Genomic DNA, 20179 nt, shown 5'->3' on the forward strand with positions numbered 1-20179 from the left:
AGAATGATCCATAAAAAATGGTGAGTTAGCACTTACTAACTCACCATTCAAAACTCAAAATTATTTCTTCCCGGCCCTTTTATTTAAATCGGTAACCGGTATGGTAATCATCCGGCCGATCGGCTCATTGCCACGGTAGGTAATTACCTTCAGTTGAAAAGCATCTTTAGGTATTACAACCGGCGCGGTATATTTCGGGTAATGGTTATCCGGGAATGAGTTATCGAACGTATAGTAAATGTCCAGGCCTTTAATTTCGGTGCTCATAAACACCTGCACTTTTTGGTCGGGTGTTTGGCTGGCAGTAAATATCGGGTCGTACATACTTGGGGCATATTTAATATCAGCCACCTTGTAACGATCGAATTGCGTTTCTACTCGGCCAACAAAATTATCCCAGTTCTTTCTTGACTTCGGAGTCCACAGATCTTCGGCAATAGCGAAACCACGAGGCCAGGTCATGTATTCGGCATGGCGCATGTTGTATACTTGCTCGGTCCATAAATTGGCCTGACCGCCTTTAATATATTTATCCTCAATGCTATCGGGCACGGGTTCAAATTCGTAAGTTTTTGAGAGGCGCAGGGTTGCATAAATCTTTGGTTCAATGGCCACGTCGCCCTGCATGTAATCGATGTAAGCAAAGTCTACCGGGCTCATTACCACATCATGGTGCATTTTAGCGGCTTCGATACCGCCTTTCATGCTACGCCAGCTCATTACGGCGGCATCTGGTGCAAGGCCGCCTTCTAAGATCTCATCCCAACCCATAAATTTCTTGCCTTTTGATTCCACAATTTTTTCCAGGCGTTTCTCAAAATAAGCCTGTACCTCTTCCTGGGTTTTCAGTCCCTCTTTTGCCATCAAAGCTTTAATGGCATCGCTTTGCTCCCAGTAGTTTTTAGGGCACTCATCGCCACCCATGTGGATGTATGGGAAAGGAAATAAGGGCGCAACCTCGGTTAGTACCTTATCTAAGAAATCATAAACTTTTTCATTAGCTGGGCAAAGGGTGTTATCAACCAAAGCCTTTGGCGGTCTGGTGCTCCAATCCATAATAACCTCGCCGGCACGTGGGTGATAGTTCTCGGCGCCCGGTGTGCATGATAGTTCCGGGTATGCAGATATAGCTGCTAAGCTATGACCCGGTACATCAATCTCGGGCATAATATTTACAAAACGGTCCTGTGCGTATTTAACCAGTTCGCGGATATCATCCTGGGTGTAAAAACCACCGTAGTTACGTGGTTCATCAGGCGTTGGGGCCGAAAAAGTACCGAAGTAACCTGTTTTGTTTACGCGGTAAGCACCAATCTCAGTCAGCTTAGGTAAGCTTTTAATCTGGATGCGCCAGCCTTCATCATCAGTTAAGTGCAGGTGCAGCAGGTTAAATTTATAGCGCACCATCTGGTCTATGTACTGTTTAACCTCATCCTTAGTGAAGAAGTGACGCGCTACATCGAACATCAGTCCCCTCCATCCGAAACGCGGATAATCGGTTATTCTGGCGCAGGGTAAGGTCCACGTTTTTTTAACAACAGTTGGGCTTTCTATTTCTTTAGGGAATAATTGCAACAGGGTTTGTACACCATAAAATAGACCGGCAGGCTCATTAGCTGTAATCAGGATATTTTTAGGCGATACGGTTAAGTGATAACCTTCTTTACCGATAACGCTTTCAGGTTTGCTGTTCAGCACAAACTTAATGGTATATGCAGGTGAAGCTTTCTCTGAAATAGTTACAGCCGAAGCAGTGGTGAGCTTCTTTTTAAGATAGGTTGAAACCACCTCTACTCCCGGTTGATTAGCGCCGGAAATAATAACAGTTTTTGGCAAAGTAAAAGTGCCCGCTGTTTCGGTAAGTTCTACAGGTTCTGGAATAACAGCTATTTTTTTAGCAGCCTGACCAAATGATGCGGCCGTAATGCTGCTAATAAAAGCAAGGGCTATCAGTTTTTTCATAAAAGAATTAAATGTGAGAGATTTTAATTAATTGGTAGTATAGCAGTGCAAATTATCATTATACCGATGATAATGCAAATAAAAAGCGGCCAACTTTTTAGGGATGGCCGCCGGGTATAGTTTAGTTAGTGTAATGTGCTGATTATTTGGTGAGTTCTTTAATTTCTGAAGCCGGGGCTAAAGCCTTATGTACTTTCAATACATTGAGATCATTGGCCAGGCTGAACTTCTCAGACTTTTTAATATCCAGTGATGATGCGCCTATTTTTACTTTATAGTCGCCTTTTTCGGCTACCCATGTTTCGGTTGCAGTATTGAACGAAGCCAATGAGCGTGCATCCAGTACAAAGCTCACCAGTTGTGCTTCTCCCGGTTTTAATAAACGGGTTTTAACAAAGCCTTTCAGCTCGCTTTCTGGTTTGTTCAGGTTTTTGTGTGGTGCGCTCAGGTATAACTGAACAACTTCTTTACCGGCCACTTTGCCTTGATTGGTAATTAATACTGAAGCTGTTATTTTGCCTTTAAAGTTATCGCTGCTTAGTTTTAATTTACTGTAATCAAATTTGGTGTACGATAAGCCGTAGCCAAACTCGTAAGCTGGTTTCACATCAAAAGTGTTGAAGTAACGATAGCCTACATAAATACCATCATCATAAGTAACCTCGGCAGGGTTGCCCATCAATGGGTTTGTTGATTTTTGGCCAGGTAATTCTTTACCAGGGAAATCTTTAGCGTTAGGTACATCGGCATAAGCCATAGGGAAAGTAGCCGTTAATTTACCAGATGGGTTTACTTTTCCGCTCAACACATCTGCAATGGCGTTACCGCCCTCCAATCCCGGGTCCCAGGCTAACAAGATACCATCAACCTTATCTCTCCAACTGGCAGTTTCAACAGGGCCGCCAATATTTAATATAACCACCACTTTTTTGCCATTGTCATGAAAAGCTTTGGTTACATCGTTGATCATAGTTTGCTCAACCGCAGTCAGGTTAAAATCGTCAGCCTCTTTACGGTCGCCACCCTCACCTGCCAAACGTCCAATAGTAATTACACCAATGTCAGATTTGTTGGCTTGTGCTTTTAACAAATCAGCGCTAAGCGGCATCTCGCCAATTGGTTCAGGCGCTAAAAACATCATTTTAGGTTTTGGGCGTTTTGCTTTCTGGTCGGTGATATAGGCTTTATAAGTGCTTGATAAAGTTGCATCAACCTTATAACCGGCATTGGCAAAGCCTTTATCTACAGAAATTACATAGGCTTTATTCACATCGCCGCTACCTGTACCTCCGGCAATCAGGTCGTAAGATGTATTACCGAATAAGGCAATACTTTTAGTACCGGTTAAAGGCAAAGTGTTGTCGTTGTTTTTCAACAATACCATACCTTCTGTAGCAGCCATGCGGCTCACGCGCGCATCAGCTTTTAAATCTGGTTTGTCGCTGTATTTGTAACCTTTAAAGGTTGGTGATTTCAGGATGATGTTCAGGATATGCGTTACGTTTTTATCCAACTGCTCCATCGAAATTTTACCGCTTTTTACGCCTTCTAAAACCTCTTTGGTTTGGATGGTTGTACCCGGCATCAATTGGTCGTTACCGGCATTTACCTGTGCTACGGCATTTTTACCGCCGAACCAGTCGGTCATTACATAGCCTTTAAAGCCCCATTCGTTACGCAGGATGGTAGTTAACAGGTCTTTACTTTCTGAAGTATAAGTGCTGTTAATATAATTGTATGACGACATTACCGTCCACGGTTGTGCTGTTTTAACCGCGATCTCGAAACCCCTCAGGTAAATTTCGCGCAGGGCACGTTCGCTTACATACGTGTTTAAGTTCATGCGGTTAAACTCGGCGTTGTTAGCCGCAAAGTGTTTGATGGAAGTACCCACGCCATTGCTTTGGATCCCTTTTACAAAGCTGGCCGCCATGTTACCGGCAATGATTGGCTCTTCTGAATAATACTCGAAGTTACGGCCACCCAGCGGGTTACGCTGAATGTTCATACCCGGAGCCAGTAATATATCGATACCATATTCCAGTACCTCGCGCCCGAAAGCAACGCCCACGCGTTTTACCAAAGCAGTATCCCATGATGATGCCAAAAGTGTACCTACCGGGAAAGCAGTTGCGTAATAAGTTTTAGTACTGTCTTTATGCCTGATCGGGTTAATACGTACCCCGGCAGGGCCATCAGACAACGTTAGTGTTGGGATACCCAAACGCGAAACAGCATGTGAACGGCCAGCTGCGCCCACCACTTTCTCAGCAACATTATCAGCGGGGTCCACTGGGGGCAGCATGCCGGGAGGGATACCTTCAATGTTGAAGCCCATACCCACAATCAGTTTTACTTTTTCTTCAAGCGTCATGGCAGCAACTACACTTTTAAGTGGTGCTTTACCCAATTGAGGTAGCTTGGTCGCCGGGTTCTTTTGCGCACTGAGTATCGATGGCACTAACAGCGCCAGGCACAGTATCTTAAATGGTTTCATAATGGTTGTAATTGGTTAATGTTCTAACCTTTGTGTTAGAGTGACACAATGTAGGATATATTTATTATATTATAAAAATATTTCAGAAAATAAATTCACAACCAGTTGGCAGACAGGAAATAATTTGAGATATGGATTGACGTTCGCTATTGAATAATAGCCCAGGCGGGCGTTTTTTTACCGGTATAACTTTCTTTGGTAAGTATTGAATTGCCGGCATTTACAATTGCCTGCTCGCCTTTATTAATCAGCACTTCTTTACCGTGGCTAATTACTTTTACCGCACCACTTACAACAGCTATTTCGGTTTGTTTATCACTGCTTTTAATATCTACTGAAGCCGAACCTGCACTAACGAACATGTTTTTTATATTGATAATAAAAGGTCTTGATTTATCTGGTTTAATTTCGAAGTAGCCTTCACCGCTGAGTGTTACCGATCTTTTATTACCGGTGAAACGAGCCGGGTAAGAAAGCTGCGAATTGGTATTGAGTGTAATTAGGGTACCATCGGGCAAATCATCATGTACAACATCTGCGCCGCTCGAGAGATTAAGGGTAACGTTGCTGTACAACCGCGTTCGGATAAAATAACTGATTGATCCGATCAGGATTATGGTTACTACCAATTGTACCCAACGCGCTTTAAACTTATTTTCTGGTTTATTAATGTGCCCGCCATGATTTTTACTAATCAGGTTTTGCAATCGTATCCAGGCCTCCTCGTGGTTATCAGGTTCTATCGTAATTTTTAATTGCTCATAATATTGCCTGTTGGCATCATTGGTATTGATCCATTCTTCAGCGATAAGTTTCTCATCGGGCGTGGCTTTACCTTTTAGATACTTCGCCAGCAATTCATCGGGCATATCATTATCGGTCACCTTCATTCGGGAGGTAAATCATAATTGGTTTCAAGAAAATTTATACCCAGAAGGTATTTAGGGCAATTGGTTATCCCAAATATAAATATTATAACCAATACTGCATCAGAGTTTTAAGCGGGTGTTTTAACTGTAAAATTTATAAAGCCGATAGCTTTGTCGCCAATCAAAAATTTTAACTAATTTTCAGCAATTCTACTTATCCAATAATGAAAACGACACAAAGTATTGTGTCGCTACGGTGTATTAACATGAAAATATTAAAATCTGCCCTTGTTGTTTTTTGTCTGCTGAGTAGCTTGCGCAGTTTGGCCTCGCCCGAAATATTTGTGAACCAGGTAGCCTTTGATAGTAAATCGCCCAAAATTGCAGTTGTTGGGTTGGATGAAAAGCTAACCCGGAAAAGCGTTTTCAACCTTGTTAATACCACCACCAACCAAACCGTATTTACCGGCGTACTAAGCGGCCCCATGCAGGTTGACGACTGGACACCCGGCAAATTCTACTATTACGCCGATTTTTCATCCATCCAACTCAAAGGAAAATACAAGATAACCATCAGTATAGCGAATGCACCGTATGAATCGACAGAATTTGTGATTGATAATAATGCGCTGGCTAAACTCACTATTCCATCTATCATTCACTACTACCATAACCAACGCGCCAATACCCCGGCTGAGTTAGCAGCTGATAAGCAAGTCCTCCTCTTCGGCAGTAACGAACGGGTTGATATGCACGGTGGCTGGTGCGATGCCTCGGGCGATGTAAGTAAATATTTCTCGCATCTGGCTTATGCCAACTTTGTATCGCCGCAGCAAATTCCGCTGGTTACCTGGTCGATGGTAAATACCGCTGAGCGTTTGCCTAAGCTCATGGCAGATTTAAAAGTTCAGGATTCGATCCGCAATGAAGCTTTGTACGGCGCCGATTATATGATGCGGGCACTTTCGAAAGAAGGCTATTTCCGCATGATTGTCTTCAGTTATTTTAATAAGAACCCAGATGCCCGTCGCGTAGTTGGCCTGCATGCCAATAGCGTTACTACTGATGAATATCAATGTGCCTATCGCGAGGGCGGAGGCATGGCCATCGCCGCACTGGCCCGCATTGCCCGCTGGACTAAGCATGGTGATTACACCCAGCAGCAATACCTTGCTGCGGCTAAACGTGCCTTTGCCCACCTGCAAAAAAATAACCTGAAATATGATGACGACCACAAAGAAAACATCATAGACGACTACTGCGCCCTGATGGCTGCCACCGAATTATGGACAAGCACCAACGATCCGCAATATCGAAATGAAGCCCGCAAACGTGCCGGTAACATCAGCAAGCGCCTAAGCCCCGCCGGTTATTTTATTGCTGATGACGGTACACGCCCTTTCTGGCACGCTGCCGATGCCGGTCTACCAATTGTTGCTTTATGCCGTTACTTAAATAAGGAAGCAGACCCGGCCTTGCGCAATAAGACAATTACTGTAATTAGAAAAGCCCTGGAATACAACCTGCACGTGACGAATGATGTGAGCAACCCATTCGGTTATGCACGGCAAACTTTCAGAATTAAGGACGAAATTAAGGAAGGTTTCTTCATCCCGCATGAAAATGAAACCGGCTGGTGGTGGCAGGGCGAGAATGCCCGCTTAGGTTCATTAGCTACTGCGGCTATTGAAGGCAGCAAAATCCTTTACGCCGCCGATCATAACCAGGCCCGCAAAGATTCGCTGGCGGTGTATGCCTCGCAGCAGCTCTCCTGGATACTGGGCTGCAACCCTTATGCCATGTGCTTTATGTACCAGTTTGGGAAAAACAATGTGCCTTATATGAGCTCTAACTTTGGCCACGGTTCGCAGCGCGGCGGGATCTCTAACGGTATCACCGGTAAAGAAGGCAATCCCGATGGCAGCGGAATCGACTTTAAAAAAGAAGACAAAGGCGACGAATGGCGCTGGACCGAGCAATGGTTACCACATGCCGCATGGTTTTTAGATGCGGTTACGGCGATGAGTGTGGATTAAGTTATAAAACTATTACCGTCATTGCGAGGTACGAAGCAATCCCCGATAAGCAGAGCCGCTCTGTATAGTTCGCGATTGCTTCGTACCTCGCAATGACGGTATAGTGTGTGCCTTCAAAAGAGCGTTGTCATGCTGAGGCACTCGAAGCATAAGCGTCGGTCTGTAAAGCATACAAGAATATTGTAGAGGCCATCCCACCATGCTTCGAGTACCTCAGCATGACATCCTCCCTTACTTATAAAGCAAACAAGAATTACCCCGCAATATACTTACCCACAAAAGGCACCTTATTCAGCAACCATATCGTAAATACCGAAAGCATAACGCACAACACAGCCGTAAGCGGTATACTAATTACAGGTGCGTAAAGCTTATAACTAATGTTTCCCCATAAATCGAGCAGGTACAAAAACAAAGCGTGGCACAGGTAAACGCCGTAAGCATACTTGCCTGTAAAATCGCGGATGGTTACCAGAAATCCGGGCAGTGCAATTGAACTTTGTTTGAAGAAGATAAAAATGCTTGCCGATAAGCACACTATAAACGGGCCAAGCGGTTCGTAAAACACCGTGGTGGTATAATTATGTAACGTAACTAAATAAGTGCCGACTGAAATAACAGCTACCAAAACCACAAAGGCCAACAGCATTAACGGTTTTAAATGCTTTTGCTGAAACTCTTTATTCGCCAGGTAATACCCTAAAACTAAATAACCCAAATAACCCTCGAAGTAACGGAACTCAACAGCTGGCTTAAAGCGCGATAGATAAGGTTGTTCGAGTAACATAATCACCAGCCATAACGCTAAAAAATATTGAATCTCGCGCTCGGTAGCCGCTTTTATGAACTTGTTGATAACCGGCATAAACAGATACAGGCCAATTAACATGTACACATACCATAAATGGTAAGAGCTGCCAAATTTCAGCTGGTGTAATACCAGTTTTATGTTAGCCCAGGTATCGTTATCAAAGCTGATCTCTTCATTATACCAGGAGTAGCCGATAAAAATTAAGCTCCAGAATAAAAAGGGGGTAACTATGCGGCTTAATCGCTTTTTTAGGAAATCGCCCAGTTCATAATCCTTGCCAAGATTAAGTGCCCCGGTAATCATCACAAAAACCGGTACTGCAAAACGCACTAAGGCGTTAAACACATCTGCCGTAAACCAATCGCCCAGTGGTACTTTCCCGTATAGCGATAGCAGTACGGCACTTGCATGCAGCATTACCACGGCAATTAATGATACGAAGCGCAGGTTACTAATCCACCCGATATTTTGAGGTTTGGGGACTGACATCCGTCAAATATAATCACAGATCGGTAATCATCTGCTAATGTATCTCCCGGTAAAAAGCTTTTACGGCACTGGCCATATCGGGCGCTAAGTTAATGGCCGATGATACGGCGATGCCATCAATAGTCCCGGTACTTAATAAGGGTTCAACATCTGTTAATTTGATGCCACCTACAGCAATTACCGGAATATTTAGCCTCAACGTTTCCAGTTCACGATAGCCATTGAAGCCCAGTAAGGGTTTATCGTGGTTTCTGGTGGTAGTGCTGGCAAATGGACCATATCCGCAGTAATCAACAACATCGGTATTTTGTAAAGCTAAAATCTGTTCCTGACTATAAGCCGATGCACCTAATGTTTTCTCATCCGTTATCACTTCGCGGATGGTAGCAAAATCAGCATCCGGGTCTTCAATATGTACGCCTTGGGCATCAACCCGGTCTAATAAATGATAGTGATTGGTGAGAATCAGCGTAGCCCCCCAATCATCACAAATGGATGCGATGTGATGAATCTCTTCAATCAACTCATCTTCCGGTTTGGTTAGGCAACGGTACTGGATCCAGTTAGCCCCATTCTCGCAGGCAATCTGCACCTGCTCAATATGCGAACGATTGGGCAAATCCTGGGTAAGGTAATGGAAGCGGGATATGTATTTTCTCATAGAAAAAGAGTCCGGAGGTCGGGAAAGTCCGAGGGTTCGGGAAGCAAAGATAGTCTTTAGTCCGAAAGTCGGGAAAGTGAGGAAGTCCGAAAGAAAAACTGCAAGACAACACAAGGATCAAATAAAAAAGTCCGAAAGCAAACCCAATTTGGCTCCTGCTTTCGGACTTTTCCGACTTCCCGTCTTCCGGACTTATCGTTTAATCAACTCTGCAATCGGTTTGCCGATGCAGCCATCAGGCATTTGAAGGTGCAGTATGGCTGCAAGCGTAGCCGAAATATCTGTCATGTGGGTTTCGCGGTTTAACGCGCCATGTTGTACGCCCCAGCCCATAAATACCAATGGGATGTGGGTATCATACGGTGTCCAGGTGCCGTGGGTTGTGCCTGTAGCGTTAGGGCTGCCGCCATAATAGCCTGGTTTTAATATTACCTGTATAGCGCCGCTGTAATCTTTATTGTAACCGTTAATAACGCGGGTTTTAATCCACTCAGGTAAACCGGCTTGCTCTACATTGCGTGAGTTAACCGCATATAAAACGCCCAGCTGGGTGCTTAAAAAACCAAGGCTTTCGGCAATAATAGCGTCGGTGCTTAACCCTTTGTTTTTGATCAATACGTTGTTGAAGTTGATCATATAGTTATTGGCATCCAATACTAAACCTTTGGTATCAAATTTCTTTTCAAGGAAGGCATTCAGATCACGGGCCATAGCACCCGGACTAACATAGCCTGCAGGTACACCATGATCCTGTAAGAATTTCGGGTTGTGTGCAGCACCATGGTCGGCGGTTAAAAATGCGGTATAGTTGCCTTTACCAATTTTAGCATCCAGGTAGCTGAAGAAAGCAGCCAGATCTTTATCTAAACGCAGGTAAACATCTTCGGTCTCAACGGCGTTAGGGCCAAACTGGTGACCAACATAATCGGTAGAAGAAAGACTCAGGGCAAGAAAATCGGTAACTGAGTTTTGACCCAGTTTTTCGCTTTCAATCGCTTGTTCAGCAAAATCAATGCTCAGGCTGATACCGTAAGGAGAGCTGCGGATTGCGCTGTTACCATTGTTTTCTTTTTTGCTGATCACCGATAAATCATGCGGGAATACCGGTGATGTTTCGCCACGGTATTTACCTTCGTAAGGTGAGTTATCGGGGTTGCTTTGTACGTAAGTATCAATCGGATACAAAGTGTTCCATTTCTGGCTTAAATATTTTTGCAGTTTGCCGCTGGCGTTAAAGCTTTTAACCCAGGCAGGCAAATCGTTCATGTAATAAGTACTGGTAATGAAGTTTCCGCTGGCATCATCAAACCAGTAAGCCGCATTTGCAGTATGGCCCGCAGGGAGGATAGCGCCACGGTCTTTCAATGAAACACCGATTACTTTAGAGCGGAAGTTGGTACCTAAACGTAACTCATCGGTAATGGTAGTAACTTGTAAATTACGCGGCGACATTTGTCCGGCTGTTGAAGTAGTACCTACAGATTGTACGGTAGTATCACCCGCACAATACATGTGGCGGCCTGTTGCCTGTTCAATATAATCATTTGATGCAATGCCGTGAATTGCTGGTACCGAACCGCTGTAAATACAGCTATGGCCCGGGCCTGTTTCTGTAGGCAGGTAATCAATCTGGGTGTTTTCGCAGGTAAAACCTTCGTTCAGCATACGTTTTAAGCCACCGGCCTGGTAGCGGTCGTAATAGCGGTACAGGTAATCCCAGCGCATCTGGTCAATCACAATACCTACCACTAGTTTAGGGTGAGCTAAGCTCGTTGAGGCTGCTGCCGGGGCGGCTGCTTTTTTGCGTGTTTGTGCCGATGCCGATGCACCTGCCAGTACTAAAAAGCCTAATACAAAATGTTTTATCTTCATTTAAAGCGGACGTTAATATTTGGCAAATATGAGGATTGTAAACAAAAACGCGTGTGATATTTTTGTTATGAATAGATAAAGATTGGTGTGGGTGTGAATCTCGTAAAATGAGTTCTGGTTAATAAACTTGTCATTTCGAACGAACTGGTGGGGATATTGCGCATTGGGGTGAGGAGAAATCTTCTGCGACATGCTTTATAATAATATATGTCGCATAAGATTTCTCACCCTTGCCCTGCATTTCCCAACCTTCAAGGGTTCGAAATGACAAGATTTAATTCACGCCACTACTCCGCAAAAGTCAGCAACGAATGCTGGCTTGCCGTGTGCAAATCTCGCCAAACCTGGTTGATCTCAGTATCGGGCGAAGCTGCTATTAAGCCGCAATAAGGGAATAACTGATCTACAGTTTCACGGGCAGCAATGGCTAGAGCCCTGCTGGTACGGCTCACGGCCTGCAACTCTTCGGGCGACTCAAAACCTGATGCAAAATTGCGGTACGAAAGATCAATCGCGGCATAAAACTCATTACGCAGGTTTTGCATATTAGTTTTTACTTCTTCCAGCGCATACATTAACGTTACCCGGTTAGCGGTAGTGAGTTTGGGTAGTTGCGAACGCTCTTCGAATATCGGACCGCACAGATCAATAAAGTGCAATGCCATACCTGATAAATTAGCGGCCAGTGTCCCTTCAGCCAGTTGGCGGAAAGGGTAATTGTACAAAACTGAATCAATCACCTTGGCATCACCATCAATCTTGAAACAACGATTGGCTTCTACCTCCAGGTCATTGATCTCAAAAGCATGGCTGCCTGTACCCATCATCCCCACATATTTCCAGGCAGGGATTAATGTTGCGTTGCGACTGTCGATTACAAATGGCCTTATCAGGAGTGAGCCATCGGGATTGGTAAGCATCTCGTCGCCTTCTTTAATAATGCAATTGGCGGTAAACTGAGTGGCATGTTTTACACCGCTGGCATATTTCCAGTCGCCATTAATAATGTAATTGCCGTTAGTTGTTTTGGTAGCAGTACCTGTTGCAGCGCCGCTGCCTGCGAGGCAAACTTTAGGGTCGGCAAAAATAAGTTCAGCTGTTTCGGGATTGATAAAGCCACCGAACCAACCAGCACCTGCGCAAAGTGTAACTACCCAGCCCAAGCTGCCATCGGCCCAGCTGAGGGCTTCTTCCATACGGATCAGGTCGGGCAAGTCAAGTTCCAGGCCGCCATATACTTTCGGCACCAACAATTTAAACCATTGCTGTTGATAAATGAGCTCGAGTTGCCCGGCTTGCAGCATACCTTCCTGCTCGGCAGCCATGGCTTCCTTGCGGATGATCTCTACCCATTCGGTTTCCAGTAAAACAGATGGATGTGCTATATCTGTCATAATCATTGGGCTACAGGTTGAAGTTTTTGTTGTGTGCGATAAACCTTCTGCCAGTCGAAATAGCCAAAAATGGCGATAATGAACAGGAACAGGGTTAGCAAAGCAAACAGCGGTAAATGTTTATAAAACAATAAAGGGATGGCGAAGAGATTACTTACGTTAAGCACAACCCAGTTTTCAATCCTTCTGCGCGCCAGCAGCCAGGTACCAGCCCATGCCGATGAGGTTACCCAGGCATCCATAACCGGTACAGTTGATGGCGTAAAGGTGATGAGGATCCAGTAAATGGCTATGCCGCCGCCAAAGGCGATGAGCAAAGTCATAAACCATTCTTGTTTATTGGCGTAGGCCACTTGTAGTGGAGGTTCATTTTTGCGACGGCTCCAGATGATCCAGCCGTAAATACTAACGATTACGTAGTAAAAACTGAGCCCGGCATCAGCAAATAAGCCTGCTTTAATAAATAGGATGATGCCGATAGCCGAACCACCAATGCCCGCAGGGTAAAGCAAAATATTGTTTCTTTTCGCCAGTAAAACTTCGGCAACGCCCAAAATAACGGCAACCCACTCTATTAAAGTGGTTTGCCGTATTTGTTCGGTTAATAATTCAACCCATTGATTCATCGTTTCGGTTGATTAAAATTTTAAGTTAAGCGAGGCCAGAAAGTTGCGCGGTGCTTGTGGGTAAAAATAATTGTAGTTGGCAACTTGTCCGCCTTCAATGTCTGCATAAGTAGCTCCATTGGTTTCGTATTTATTGCTGAAGATGTTATTAATCAACAAAGTGACGCCAATATTTTTTACTGATCTGATGCTGAAGTTATAATTCAAACGCAGGTTGTTTACAAAGTACGAGTTGATATAACGGTTAATCACATACGAATTGTTTTTGGCAGATAGTGTAGGGTCGCCGGCTGAGGTAAGCCCGGTTGGGTTGATGTTCGATGTATTATCCAGGTACTGCCTGCTTACATATTTGCTGATTAAGGCAATCTCTCCTCCCTTAATCGGGCGGAAACTAATTTCGCTGCCCGCCACTACGTTTGGCGAAAAGGCAATATCGGTTTTCTTGTAATCGGTTTCTACATAAAGCCCGGTATCGTAGTTATACAGAAACTGCTGAAAGTTTTTCACCTTATTTTGGCTGAACGCGGCATTAGCAGCCCAGCTTAATTGCTTGGTGATACGTACACGGCCGTCTATCTCAATACCTTCGCGGTAGCTATCTTTTACGTTGGTATGGATGGCTGCGCCCACATCATTTAAAGCCCCGGTTTGCACCAGCTGATTTTTGTATAGCATGTAAAAACCATTAATACCAGCGGTAAATATACCCTGTGTTGTACGGTAACCAGCTTCAAAATCTTTCAGGTTCTCGGCTTTAGGGCGGCTATCCGGGGTAGAGCTGGTATAGTCATCCCGGCCCGGCTCGTGGTTACCTACCGCGAATGATGCGTACACGTTATTACGCTCGTCAATCTCGTAAGTTAAACCCGCTTTAGGGTTAAAAAAGTCGAGGCTAACTTGTTGCTGCACATTGTTAAGGTTCCGGTCGAAACCCAGGAATGAGTAGCCGATGTGGCGGTATTGCAAATCACCATATAGCAGGAATTTTCCCGGATGCCATTCCGCACGTGCAAAGGTGTTGAAGTCTGTTTTCTTGGCATCATCGCGCGAATACTGGTAGTCCTGCGGGATATTAGTACTCTCCTGCGTCCACTCGATGTTATTATAGTGCGCGCCTTTGTACTCGTTGTAAGCACCACCTAAAACAATATTCAATGCGTTCGTAGGTTGATATTTGAAATTATAGGTAACACCATAAAACTCATTGTTAAGCCATAGGCGACGAATCAGATCGGTAGCATCAAAAGTAGTATTGCCTATGGTTACTGGGGTAACGTTATAGTTTTTAAGTGAATCCGCATTGCGGTACTCCTCATAATAACCATAACCCTTGGTATAATGCAAGGCTCCGTTGAAGGATAACTTGCTGCCCAATTGCTGATCGTACAATAGCTGGTAGTGGTTTTGGGTGTAATTATCCGTTTGGTTATTGTAGTAGGTTTTGCTTGAGTTGATGTAACCCAACTCATTATAAGTGCGGTTGCCATGCGCCAAACTATCAGCCGGAACGCCATCCCAAGCCTGGTAAGTTTGCTCCTGACCAGAGAATACATTTACCCTGATGATGCTGCTTTTACCATAATAGGCACCGCTTACGAAGAAGGATTTCAACTTAGAAAACGCCCTGTCGATATAACCATCAGAATTAATGCGCGATAAGCGGCCATCAAAACTAAAGTGACCACCCAGTAAGCCTGTACCCAGCTGAATGGTATTTTTAACCGTTCCGTAAGAACCGGCAGCATTATTCAGCTCAAGATAAGCTGAATCCCTGCGGGTAGTGGTTTGGATGTTGATACTGGCTCCAAATGCACCAGCACCATTGGTTGATGTACCTACACCGCGCTGAATCTGGATATTATCAACAGATGATACCAGATCGGGCAGATCTACAAAGTAACTACCTTGGCTCTCAGAATCATTCAATGGGATCCCGTTAACGGTAACGTTGATGCGCGTACCATCTGAGCCACGGATACGGATACCCGTGTAGCCTACGCCAGCCCCTGCATCAGAAGTAGTAACAGCCGATGGTGTTTGCCCCAGCAGCATCGGTAAATCCTGACCGAGGTTATTTTTCTGCAATTCCTTTCGGCTTAAATTGGTAAACGCCGTTGGCGATTTGCTGCTGGCCCGGGTAGAGGTTACGTTAACATCTTCGGTAATAATAGCGCCGCTTGTTAATGCGATGTTGCTTGTGGTATTGGCATTTACGTTAACATCCTGGTTAACGGTAATGTAGCCAATAAAACTAACCCGGACGGTGTAATTACCACCTTTTAAATTGTTGAACTGATAATGCCCCACGGCATCGGCAATAATAGTTTGTGCCTTGGTAATGCTTACGGTTGCGCCGGGGAGGGCGTTGCCGGTTTGGCTATCGGTAACTGTGCCCGATAGCGTGAATTGAGCCGATGCCATAAACGGCAACAGCAAGGCTGTGATAGCCAGGAGTAAATTTTTCAAAATAATTTGTCAATAACAATAGTTAAACCATCTGCCCGTAAGGGAGTCAACGAGCAGTACACTTAACTTTTTACCATTCCCTACGCCGGCATTATCCGGATCAGGTGCATGTTTCTGAGTTTAGAGTGGAAAGTTTAAGGTTTAAAGTTTTGTCGACTTTGAACTTACTACTTTTGACTTTGAACTTCAAAACAATGGGTATGATCTCAGCCTGTCTTTCAGTTTGGTAAACAATCTGCAGTTTGTTTGCAACCAAAGCAAGGCACCCCTTAAGAATATGCGACAAATATAGTATTTGGTTTGGAATATTAAGAAATTGTGAAAATTAGAGGGACTGGAACGGATGGGAGCCGTGCAGAGCTCCGTCGAAGTATGTTATATAGCGAGGATTTTCACAATTCGAAATAGTTGTAACTATATCGAACTCATCGGGGGTGAAAACACCCATTTTATATAGAAGGGTATTATTACATCGTAATTTTATATATCATTATTTACCTTAAATAATTAAAACCTTTTATTAAACCTACTTATTACAATGGACCAAGAAGTAAAATACATTCCTATTAAAGATTTAGTGCTTTGGAACGAGAATCCCCGCGATCCAATTAATAAAGACGCCACAGACCAAGAAATTGTTGATAAAGCACTGGCTGATAATTTATCGAAATGGACGTTGCCTAAATTAGCAAAAGAAATGGGCGAGTATTATGACCTTAGTGAACTTCCTACAGTTGTATATCATGGTGATAAGCCGGTGGTTTACGATGGAAATAGAAGAATAATTCTTGGAAAAATTAAGCACGGATTAGTTACTGTTGCCGAAAGTAATATCAATATTCCAACATTTCCTGAAGAAATACCATGTAATGTTTGCATTGAAAAAATTGCATTAAAAAATGTCTATCGTAAACACAGTGAATCTGGATCGTGGCTTCCGCTGGAACGAGATATTTTTCTTCATAAATTTATGAAAGAAGAAAAAAGTACCTTTTTAATATTAGAAGAAGATACAGGTATTATAAGTGCGAATCCAGAACTGAATCAGCGATTTGTAAAAGAGGAGGTTTTTAAAGAAGATTCTTTAAATAAAATGGGATTCAGCATCACCGCTGGAAAGTTGAACAGTATTCATAGCAACGAAGAGGGATATTCGATTTTATCAGACATTTCTCAAAAGATTAAGAAGAAAAAGATTACGACAAGGGTTAGTAGGGGGAAAGTACTTGAAGTGCTTGAGCCAAGCTCACGTGAATTAATTGAGCACAACCAGCAGAATCAATTACACCCTGTAAATATCAATTTTAAAAAATCAGCAAACGAAACTAAGGAGCAGCGGCAAACAAGACGCTCACAAAAAAAGCCTTCCGAAATATTTGGTGGTAAAATTTATTTAAAAATGGGTGATGTAAGTGATTTACATCGAGATATAACTGATTTGTACCAATTCTACTTAAATAATATAGATACCTTATCTAACTCATTTGTAGGACTAATTAGAATGTCGCTACGTTTAATTTGTGAAACAGCAGCAAATAATCGTAATAAGAAGATGAATGAGTATTTAAAAAGTACTTTTGAAAAGGCAAAAAAAACGTTAGATCAAGATACTAAAACTACTTTGGCAAATCAAAATATAACCAGTGACTCAATAACTCAATTGCTACACACGGGCGCCCACACTTATAAATCTTCAAGTAGCATTGAGCAAACTATTGCATTATCTATTATTATCGGAGCTATTCTAACAGTCACTCATGGAAAGGAAGTTAAAAGTGAATAAATTTTCTTCGCCGTTAAGATATCCAGGAGGGAAAAGCTGTATATTTCCTTTTGTATCAAATCTCTTTTATGAAAATCATTTAATTGGCTGTAGCTATGCGGAACCGTATGCTGGTGGCTCTGGCTTAGCGCTAAGGTTATTGTTCGAAGAATATGTTAATAGAATTTATATTAACGATTTTGATAAAGCGATTTATGCATTTTGGGTCACAATCATTAATCGACCCGAGGAGTTTTGCAAATGGATTGAGACTGTAGATGTGTCTATTGAAAACTGGAATAAATATAAAGCTATTCAAAATGATATATCTAATGCGGATAATTTCGAATTAGCTCAATCCACATTCTTTCTCAATAGAACTAATATATCCGGGGTAATAAAAGGTGGTATAATTGGAGGATATGACCAGAGTGGAAAGTACAAAATCGATGCGCGATTTAACAAAAAAGATTTAATTGATCGGATAAAAAAAATTGCCAGTTTCAAGCACAGAATTTTTGTATCAAATCTTGATGGGCTGGCCTTCATCAATATGATGAACAAGAAAAAAGAGGATTTATTTATTTATTTAGATCCACCTTATTATTTGAAAGGAGCAGATTTATATATGAACTTTTATTCTAAAAAAGATCATGAAGCACTTTCTAAATATGTTCATAAGATGAAAAAGCGGTGGATGGTTTCTTATGATAATCATCCATTTATTTTAAATCTTTACACAGAGCAACAAAAAGTCATGTATCAATTGTCTCAATCTGCATCTAATAGAATAGGAGATGAAATTTTGATTTTTTCAAATCAGATTGAATACAAAGATTCCATCACCACACTCAAATCGCCAGTACTTATCAATAATAAAATTTCTTAATACGTTGATTTACGGAAATGATGCTTTCTCTTGCCCGCGTTAGGGATAGCAGCGGATACCGGCCCCGTGGCTAATGCCTGTGCAGTATGAGCGGATAGCCCGGCCGCAGGCAACGCCCATATTTAATGAGTGAAGGAGTGAGTTGTGATCCGATAGCTATCGGATGAGTGAATAAGAGAAAGCTCCCCGAACTTAAGGCATTCTGTTAATTCTTAAATTCTGAAGATTCTGGTTCAAGACATGGCGCAGATGACCTACCCTTATGCTTCGACGGAGCTCAGCATGACAACGCTCAAATTTAGATCCAAGAATCGAGAGACAAGAATCAAGATCACCACCCGTCATCCTGAATTTATTTCAGGATCCCACATGCTAAGTCTGCTACTTGCCTGCTGTATACCTGGCGTGTGGGATGCTGAAACAAGTTCCGCATGACGGTTCTTTATAAATCTACAATCAACCGTTCTTACCCGCGTTGTCATTTCGACGAAGGAGAAATCTTGTACAGTATGATTAGCAAAGCGCATAAGATTTCTCACTATCGTTCGATTTCTATGATCTATGCAATTAATTTATGATAATTTTTTTCGTACGGCCTGTTTTGGTTTACGCAAGCGAAAATACGCAAGATGAGTTTGTTTCTGACCGCATTAATCACACTCATCTTATTCTTCTTTTCCTCTAATACCTTACGTTCATAAAACCGTTTTAGATCTGCGTTATATTGTATAGCAACGATGGCCGATAGGTGCAATAAAGTTTTCACCTTTTTATTTGCCATGTGCGATACCCTGGCTTTTTTGACAACCTTACCGGAATCCTCTTTGAATGGAGCTACACCACAGTAACACGCAAAGCTTTTAGGGTTATTAATGTCCTTGAATTCATTGGTCGTAATAATGGTCTGAAGCGCAGTCACTTTACCGATACCCACTACCGAGGTGACAAGACTGAATAAGCGACTAAGTTCTGTATCTCCCTGGATTATTTGCTCAATGGCTTTGTCTGCCCTTTTAATATCCTCATCGATCGCTTTTAATGAATGACTACAGATCTGCAGGCTTTGCCTTGCTATCTTACCGGAGTTAAACACGGCATGCTCGTTTAGCGGGACCTTGAGTTGTTTTTTGATCGTTATTAATCGCAAACGTGTGGCCGAAAGATGGGCCAGCTGTTGTACAACTTCGCGTTTTGGAACCCATAGGCTTAGCTTATTTCGTTTATCATAAGCGTAGCCAGCGATCCGTTTTGCATCTATCTTATCGTTCTTGCCCCGAATATTTCCTAATGAGTTCTTGATCTGGGTAGCTGCTTCCAGACAGATATGGGCTTTCTTTTTTTGTAGGCAAGCCAGCGAATGATTGTTGTAGATGCCGGTGTGCTCCATGCAAAACAAGGCCTTGTCCAGCTTGAAACCCGGAAGCTTATTCAACTCTTTGATAAAAGAGCCTATTGCCGATGGCTCATTAGCGATCTCTCTGTGAAGTAAGAATCGATCCCCTTGCTGAATTGCAAAATCCAGTTCATTTTTTGACACATCGATACCGATGAAAAACTCAAATTCCATAACTTTACACTGTTTATGTAAGTAAACAGTTAACATGTTTTAAACACCATCAATTCCTTACTAATGAGCCTCGTGAACTCTAATTTCTATTTGATGCCTTAGTTTAAAACAAGCGGTAAAGGAGTAAATCGAACGATAGGCCTCAATACCTGGAAATGACAATAATGCGCCTTTACCGCTGTTAACTTTATCCACAAAATTCGAGGTTATTAACAAAGAAAAAGAAGCAAAAAGAAACCTTTAACAATAATAACAACCTGTTTACTGTGTTGAAG

At 42.9% G+C, this 20179-nt stretch carries 13 protein-coding genes; 3 read left to right on the forward strand and 10 right to left on the reverse strand.

All coding sequences use genetic code 11. From position 1 onward, the window contains the following. Positions 1-60 precede the first annotated feature (60 nt). The 3 genes from PQO05_RS01415 to PQO05_RS01425 all read right to left on the reverse strand — a co-directional run bounded on the left by PQO05_RS01415 (position 61) and on the right by PQO05_RS01425 (position 5349). The gene (locus PQO05_RS01415) at positions 61-1962 is read right to left on the reverse strand and encodes a beta-N-acetylhexosaminidase (protein WP_273630852.1); all 1902 of its coding nucleotides are present in this window, start codon (positions 1960-1962) and stop codon (positions 61-63) included. A gap of 142 nt (positions 1963-2104) precedes the next feature. Next, positions 2105-4459 (reverse strand): glycoside hydrolase family 3 C-terminal domain-containing protein, encoded by a 2355-nt coding sequence (locus PQO05_RS01420; RefSeq protein ID WP_273630853.1) that lies wholly within the window; start codon positions 4457-4459, stop codon positions 2105-2107. 146 nt (positions 4460-4605) lie between these two features. Next, positions 4606-5349 (reverse strand): FecR family protein, encoded by a 744-nt coding sequence (locus tag PQO05_RS01425; protein ID WP_273630854.1) that lies wholly within the window; start codon positions 5347-5349, stop codon positions 4606-4608. 245 nt (positions 5350-5594) lie between these two features. On the opposite strand from PQO05_RS01425, the gene PQO05_RS01430 reads away from it, so the two are divergent. Continuing rightward, a complete protein-coding gene (locus tag PQO05_RS01430) occupies positions 5595-7364 on the forward strand; it encodes a glycoside hydrolase family 9 protein (protein ID WP_273630855.1) in 1770 nt (589 codons plus the stop codon). Positions 7365-7617: 253 nt separating this feature from the next. Here PQO05_RS01430 and PQO05_RS01435 read toward each other — a convergent pair whose 3' ends face one another. The 6 genes from PQO05_RS01435 to PQO05_RS01460 all read right to left on the reverse strand — a co-directional run bounded on the left by PQO05_RS01435 (position 7618) and on the right by PQO05_RS01460 (position 15686). Then, a complete protein-coding gene (locus PQO05_RS01435) occupies positions 7618-8664 on the reverse strand; it encodes an acyltransferase (protein WP_273630856.1) in 1047 nt (348 codons plus the stop codon). A gap of 34 nt (positions 8665-8698) precedes the next feature. Next, entirely contained in the window at positions 8699-9325 is a 627-nt protein-coding gene (locus PQO05_RS01440; RefSeq protein ID WP_273630857.1) for a thiamine phosphate synthase, read from the reverse strand. 192 nt (positions 9326-9517) lie between these two features. Continuing rightward, entirely contained in the window at positions 9518-11197 is a 1680-nt protein-coding gene (gene pafA, locus PQO05_RS01445) for an alkaline phosphatase PafA (protein ID WP_273630858.1), read from the reverse strand. 287 nt (positions 11198-11484) lie between these two features. Beyond that, positions 11485-12591, reverse strand: coding sequence for an acyl-CoA dehydrogenase family protein (locus tag PQO05_RS01450; RefSeq protein WP_273630859.1), 1107 nt, complete (start codon positions 12589-12591; stop codon positions 11485-11487). A 2-nt stretch (positions 12592-12593) separates the two neighbouring features. Then, complete coding sequence (gene pnuC / locus PQO05_RS01455; RefSeq protein ID WP_273630860.1) at positions 12594-13217, reverse strand: nicotinamide riboside transporter PnuC; 624 nt, start codon at positions 13215-13217, stop codon at positions 12594-12596. 12 nt (positions 13218-13229) lie between these two features. Next, a complete protein-coding gene (locus PQO05_RS01460) occupies positions 13230-15686 on the reverse strand; it encodes a TonB-dependent receptor (RefSeq protein WP_337942335.1) in 2457 nt (818 codons plus the stop codon). Positions 15687-16224: 538 nt separating this feature from the next. Here PQO05_RS01460 and PQO05_RS01465 point away from each other — a divergent pair. After that, positions 16225-17469 carry a hypothetical protein gene (locus tag PQO05_RS01465; RefSeq protein ID WP_273630861.1) on the forward strand — a complete coding sequence of 415 codons (1245 nt, stop codon included), beginning with the start codon at positions 16225-16227 and terminating at the stop codon, positions 17467-17469. Continuing rightward, a complete protein-coding gene (locus PQO05_RS01470) occupies positions 17444-18337 on the forward strand; it encodes a DNA adenine methylase (RefSeq protein ID WP_273630862.1) in 894 nt (297 codons plus the stop codon). Before PQO05_RS01465 ends, PQO05_RS01470 begins: the two co-directional genes overlap by 26 nt. A gap of 559 nt (positions 18338-18896) precedes the next feature. On the opposite strand, the gene PQO05_RS01475 is transcribed toward PQO05_RS01470, so the two are convergent. After that, the gene (locus PQO05_RS01475) at positions 18897-19904 is read right to left on the reverse strand and encodes an IS110 family RNA-guided transposase (RefSeq protein ID WP_273630628.1); all 1008 of its coding nucleotides are present in this window, start codon (positions 19902-19904) and stop codon (positions 18897-18899) included. Positions 19905-20179: the final 275 nt, after the last annotated feature.

The sequence above is a fragment of the Mucilaginibacter jinjuensis genome (genome assembly GCF_028596025.1).
Lineage (GTDB): Bacteria > Bacteroidota > Bacteroidia > Sphingobacteriales > Sphingobacteriaceae > Mucilaginibacter > Mucilaginibacter jinjuensis.

Excerpts from the sequence above, each read along its gene's own strand:
- PQO05_RS01450 (WP_273630859.1), bottom strand. The coding sequence starts at position 12,591 with ATGACAGATATAGCACATCCATCTGTTTTACTGGAAACCGAATGGGTA.
- pafA (WP_273630858.1), bottom strand. The coding sequence starts at position 11,197 with ATGAAGATAAAACATTTTGTATTAGGCTTTTTAGTACTGGCAGGTGCA.
- pnuC (WP_273630860.1), bottom strand. The coding sequence starts at position 13,217 with ATGAATCAATGGGTTGAATTATTAACCGAACAAATACGGCAAACCACT.
- PQO05_RS01430 (WP_273630855.1), top strand. The coding sequence starts at position 5,595 with ATGAAAATATTAAAATCTGCCCTTGTTGTTTTTTGTCTGCTGAGTAGC.
- PQO05_RS01415 (WP_273630852.1), bottom strand. The coding sequence starts at position 1,962 with ATGAAAAAACTGATAGCCCTTGCTTTTATTAGCAGCATTACGGCCGCA.
- PQO05_RS01440 (WP_273630857.1), bottom strand. The coding sequence starts at position 9,325 with ATGAGAAAATACATATCCCGCTTCCATTACCTTACCCAGGATTTGCCC.
- PQO05_RS01465 (WP_273630861.1), top strand. The coding sequence starts at position 16,225 with ATGGACCAAGAAGTAAAATACATTCCTATTAAAGATTTAGTGCTTTGG.
- PQO05_RS01475 (WP_273630628.1), bottom strand. The coding sequence starts at position 19,904 with ATGGAATTTGAGTTTTTCATCGGTATCGATGTGTCAAAAAATGAACTG.
- PQO05_RS01470 (WP_273630862.1), top strand. The coding sequence starts at position 17,444 with ATGGAAAGGAAGTTAAAAGTGAATAAATTTTCTTCGCCGTTAAGATAT.
- PQO05_RS01435 (WP_273630856.1), bottom strand. The coding sequence starts at position 8,664 with ATGTCAGTCCCCAAACCTCAAAATATCGGGTGGATTAGTAACCTGCGC.
- PQO05_RS01425 (WP_273630854.1), bottom strand. The coding sequence starts at position 5,349 with ATGAAGGTGACCGATAATGATATGCCCGATGAATTGCTGGCGAAGTAT.
- PQO05_RS01420 (WP_273630853.1), bottom strand. The coding sequence starts at position 4,459 with ATGAAACCATTTAAGATACTGTGCCTGGCGCTGTTAGTGCCATCGATA.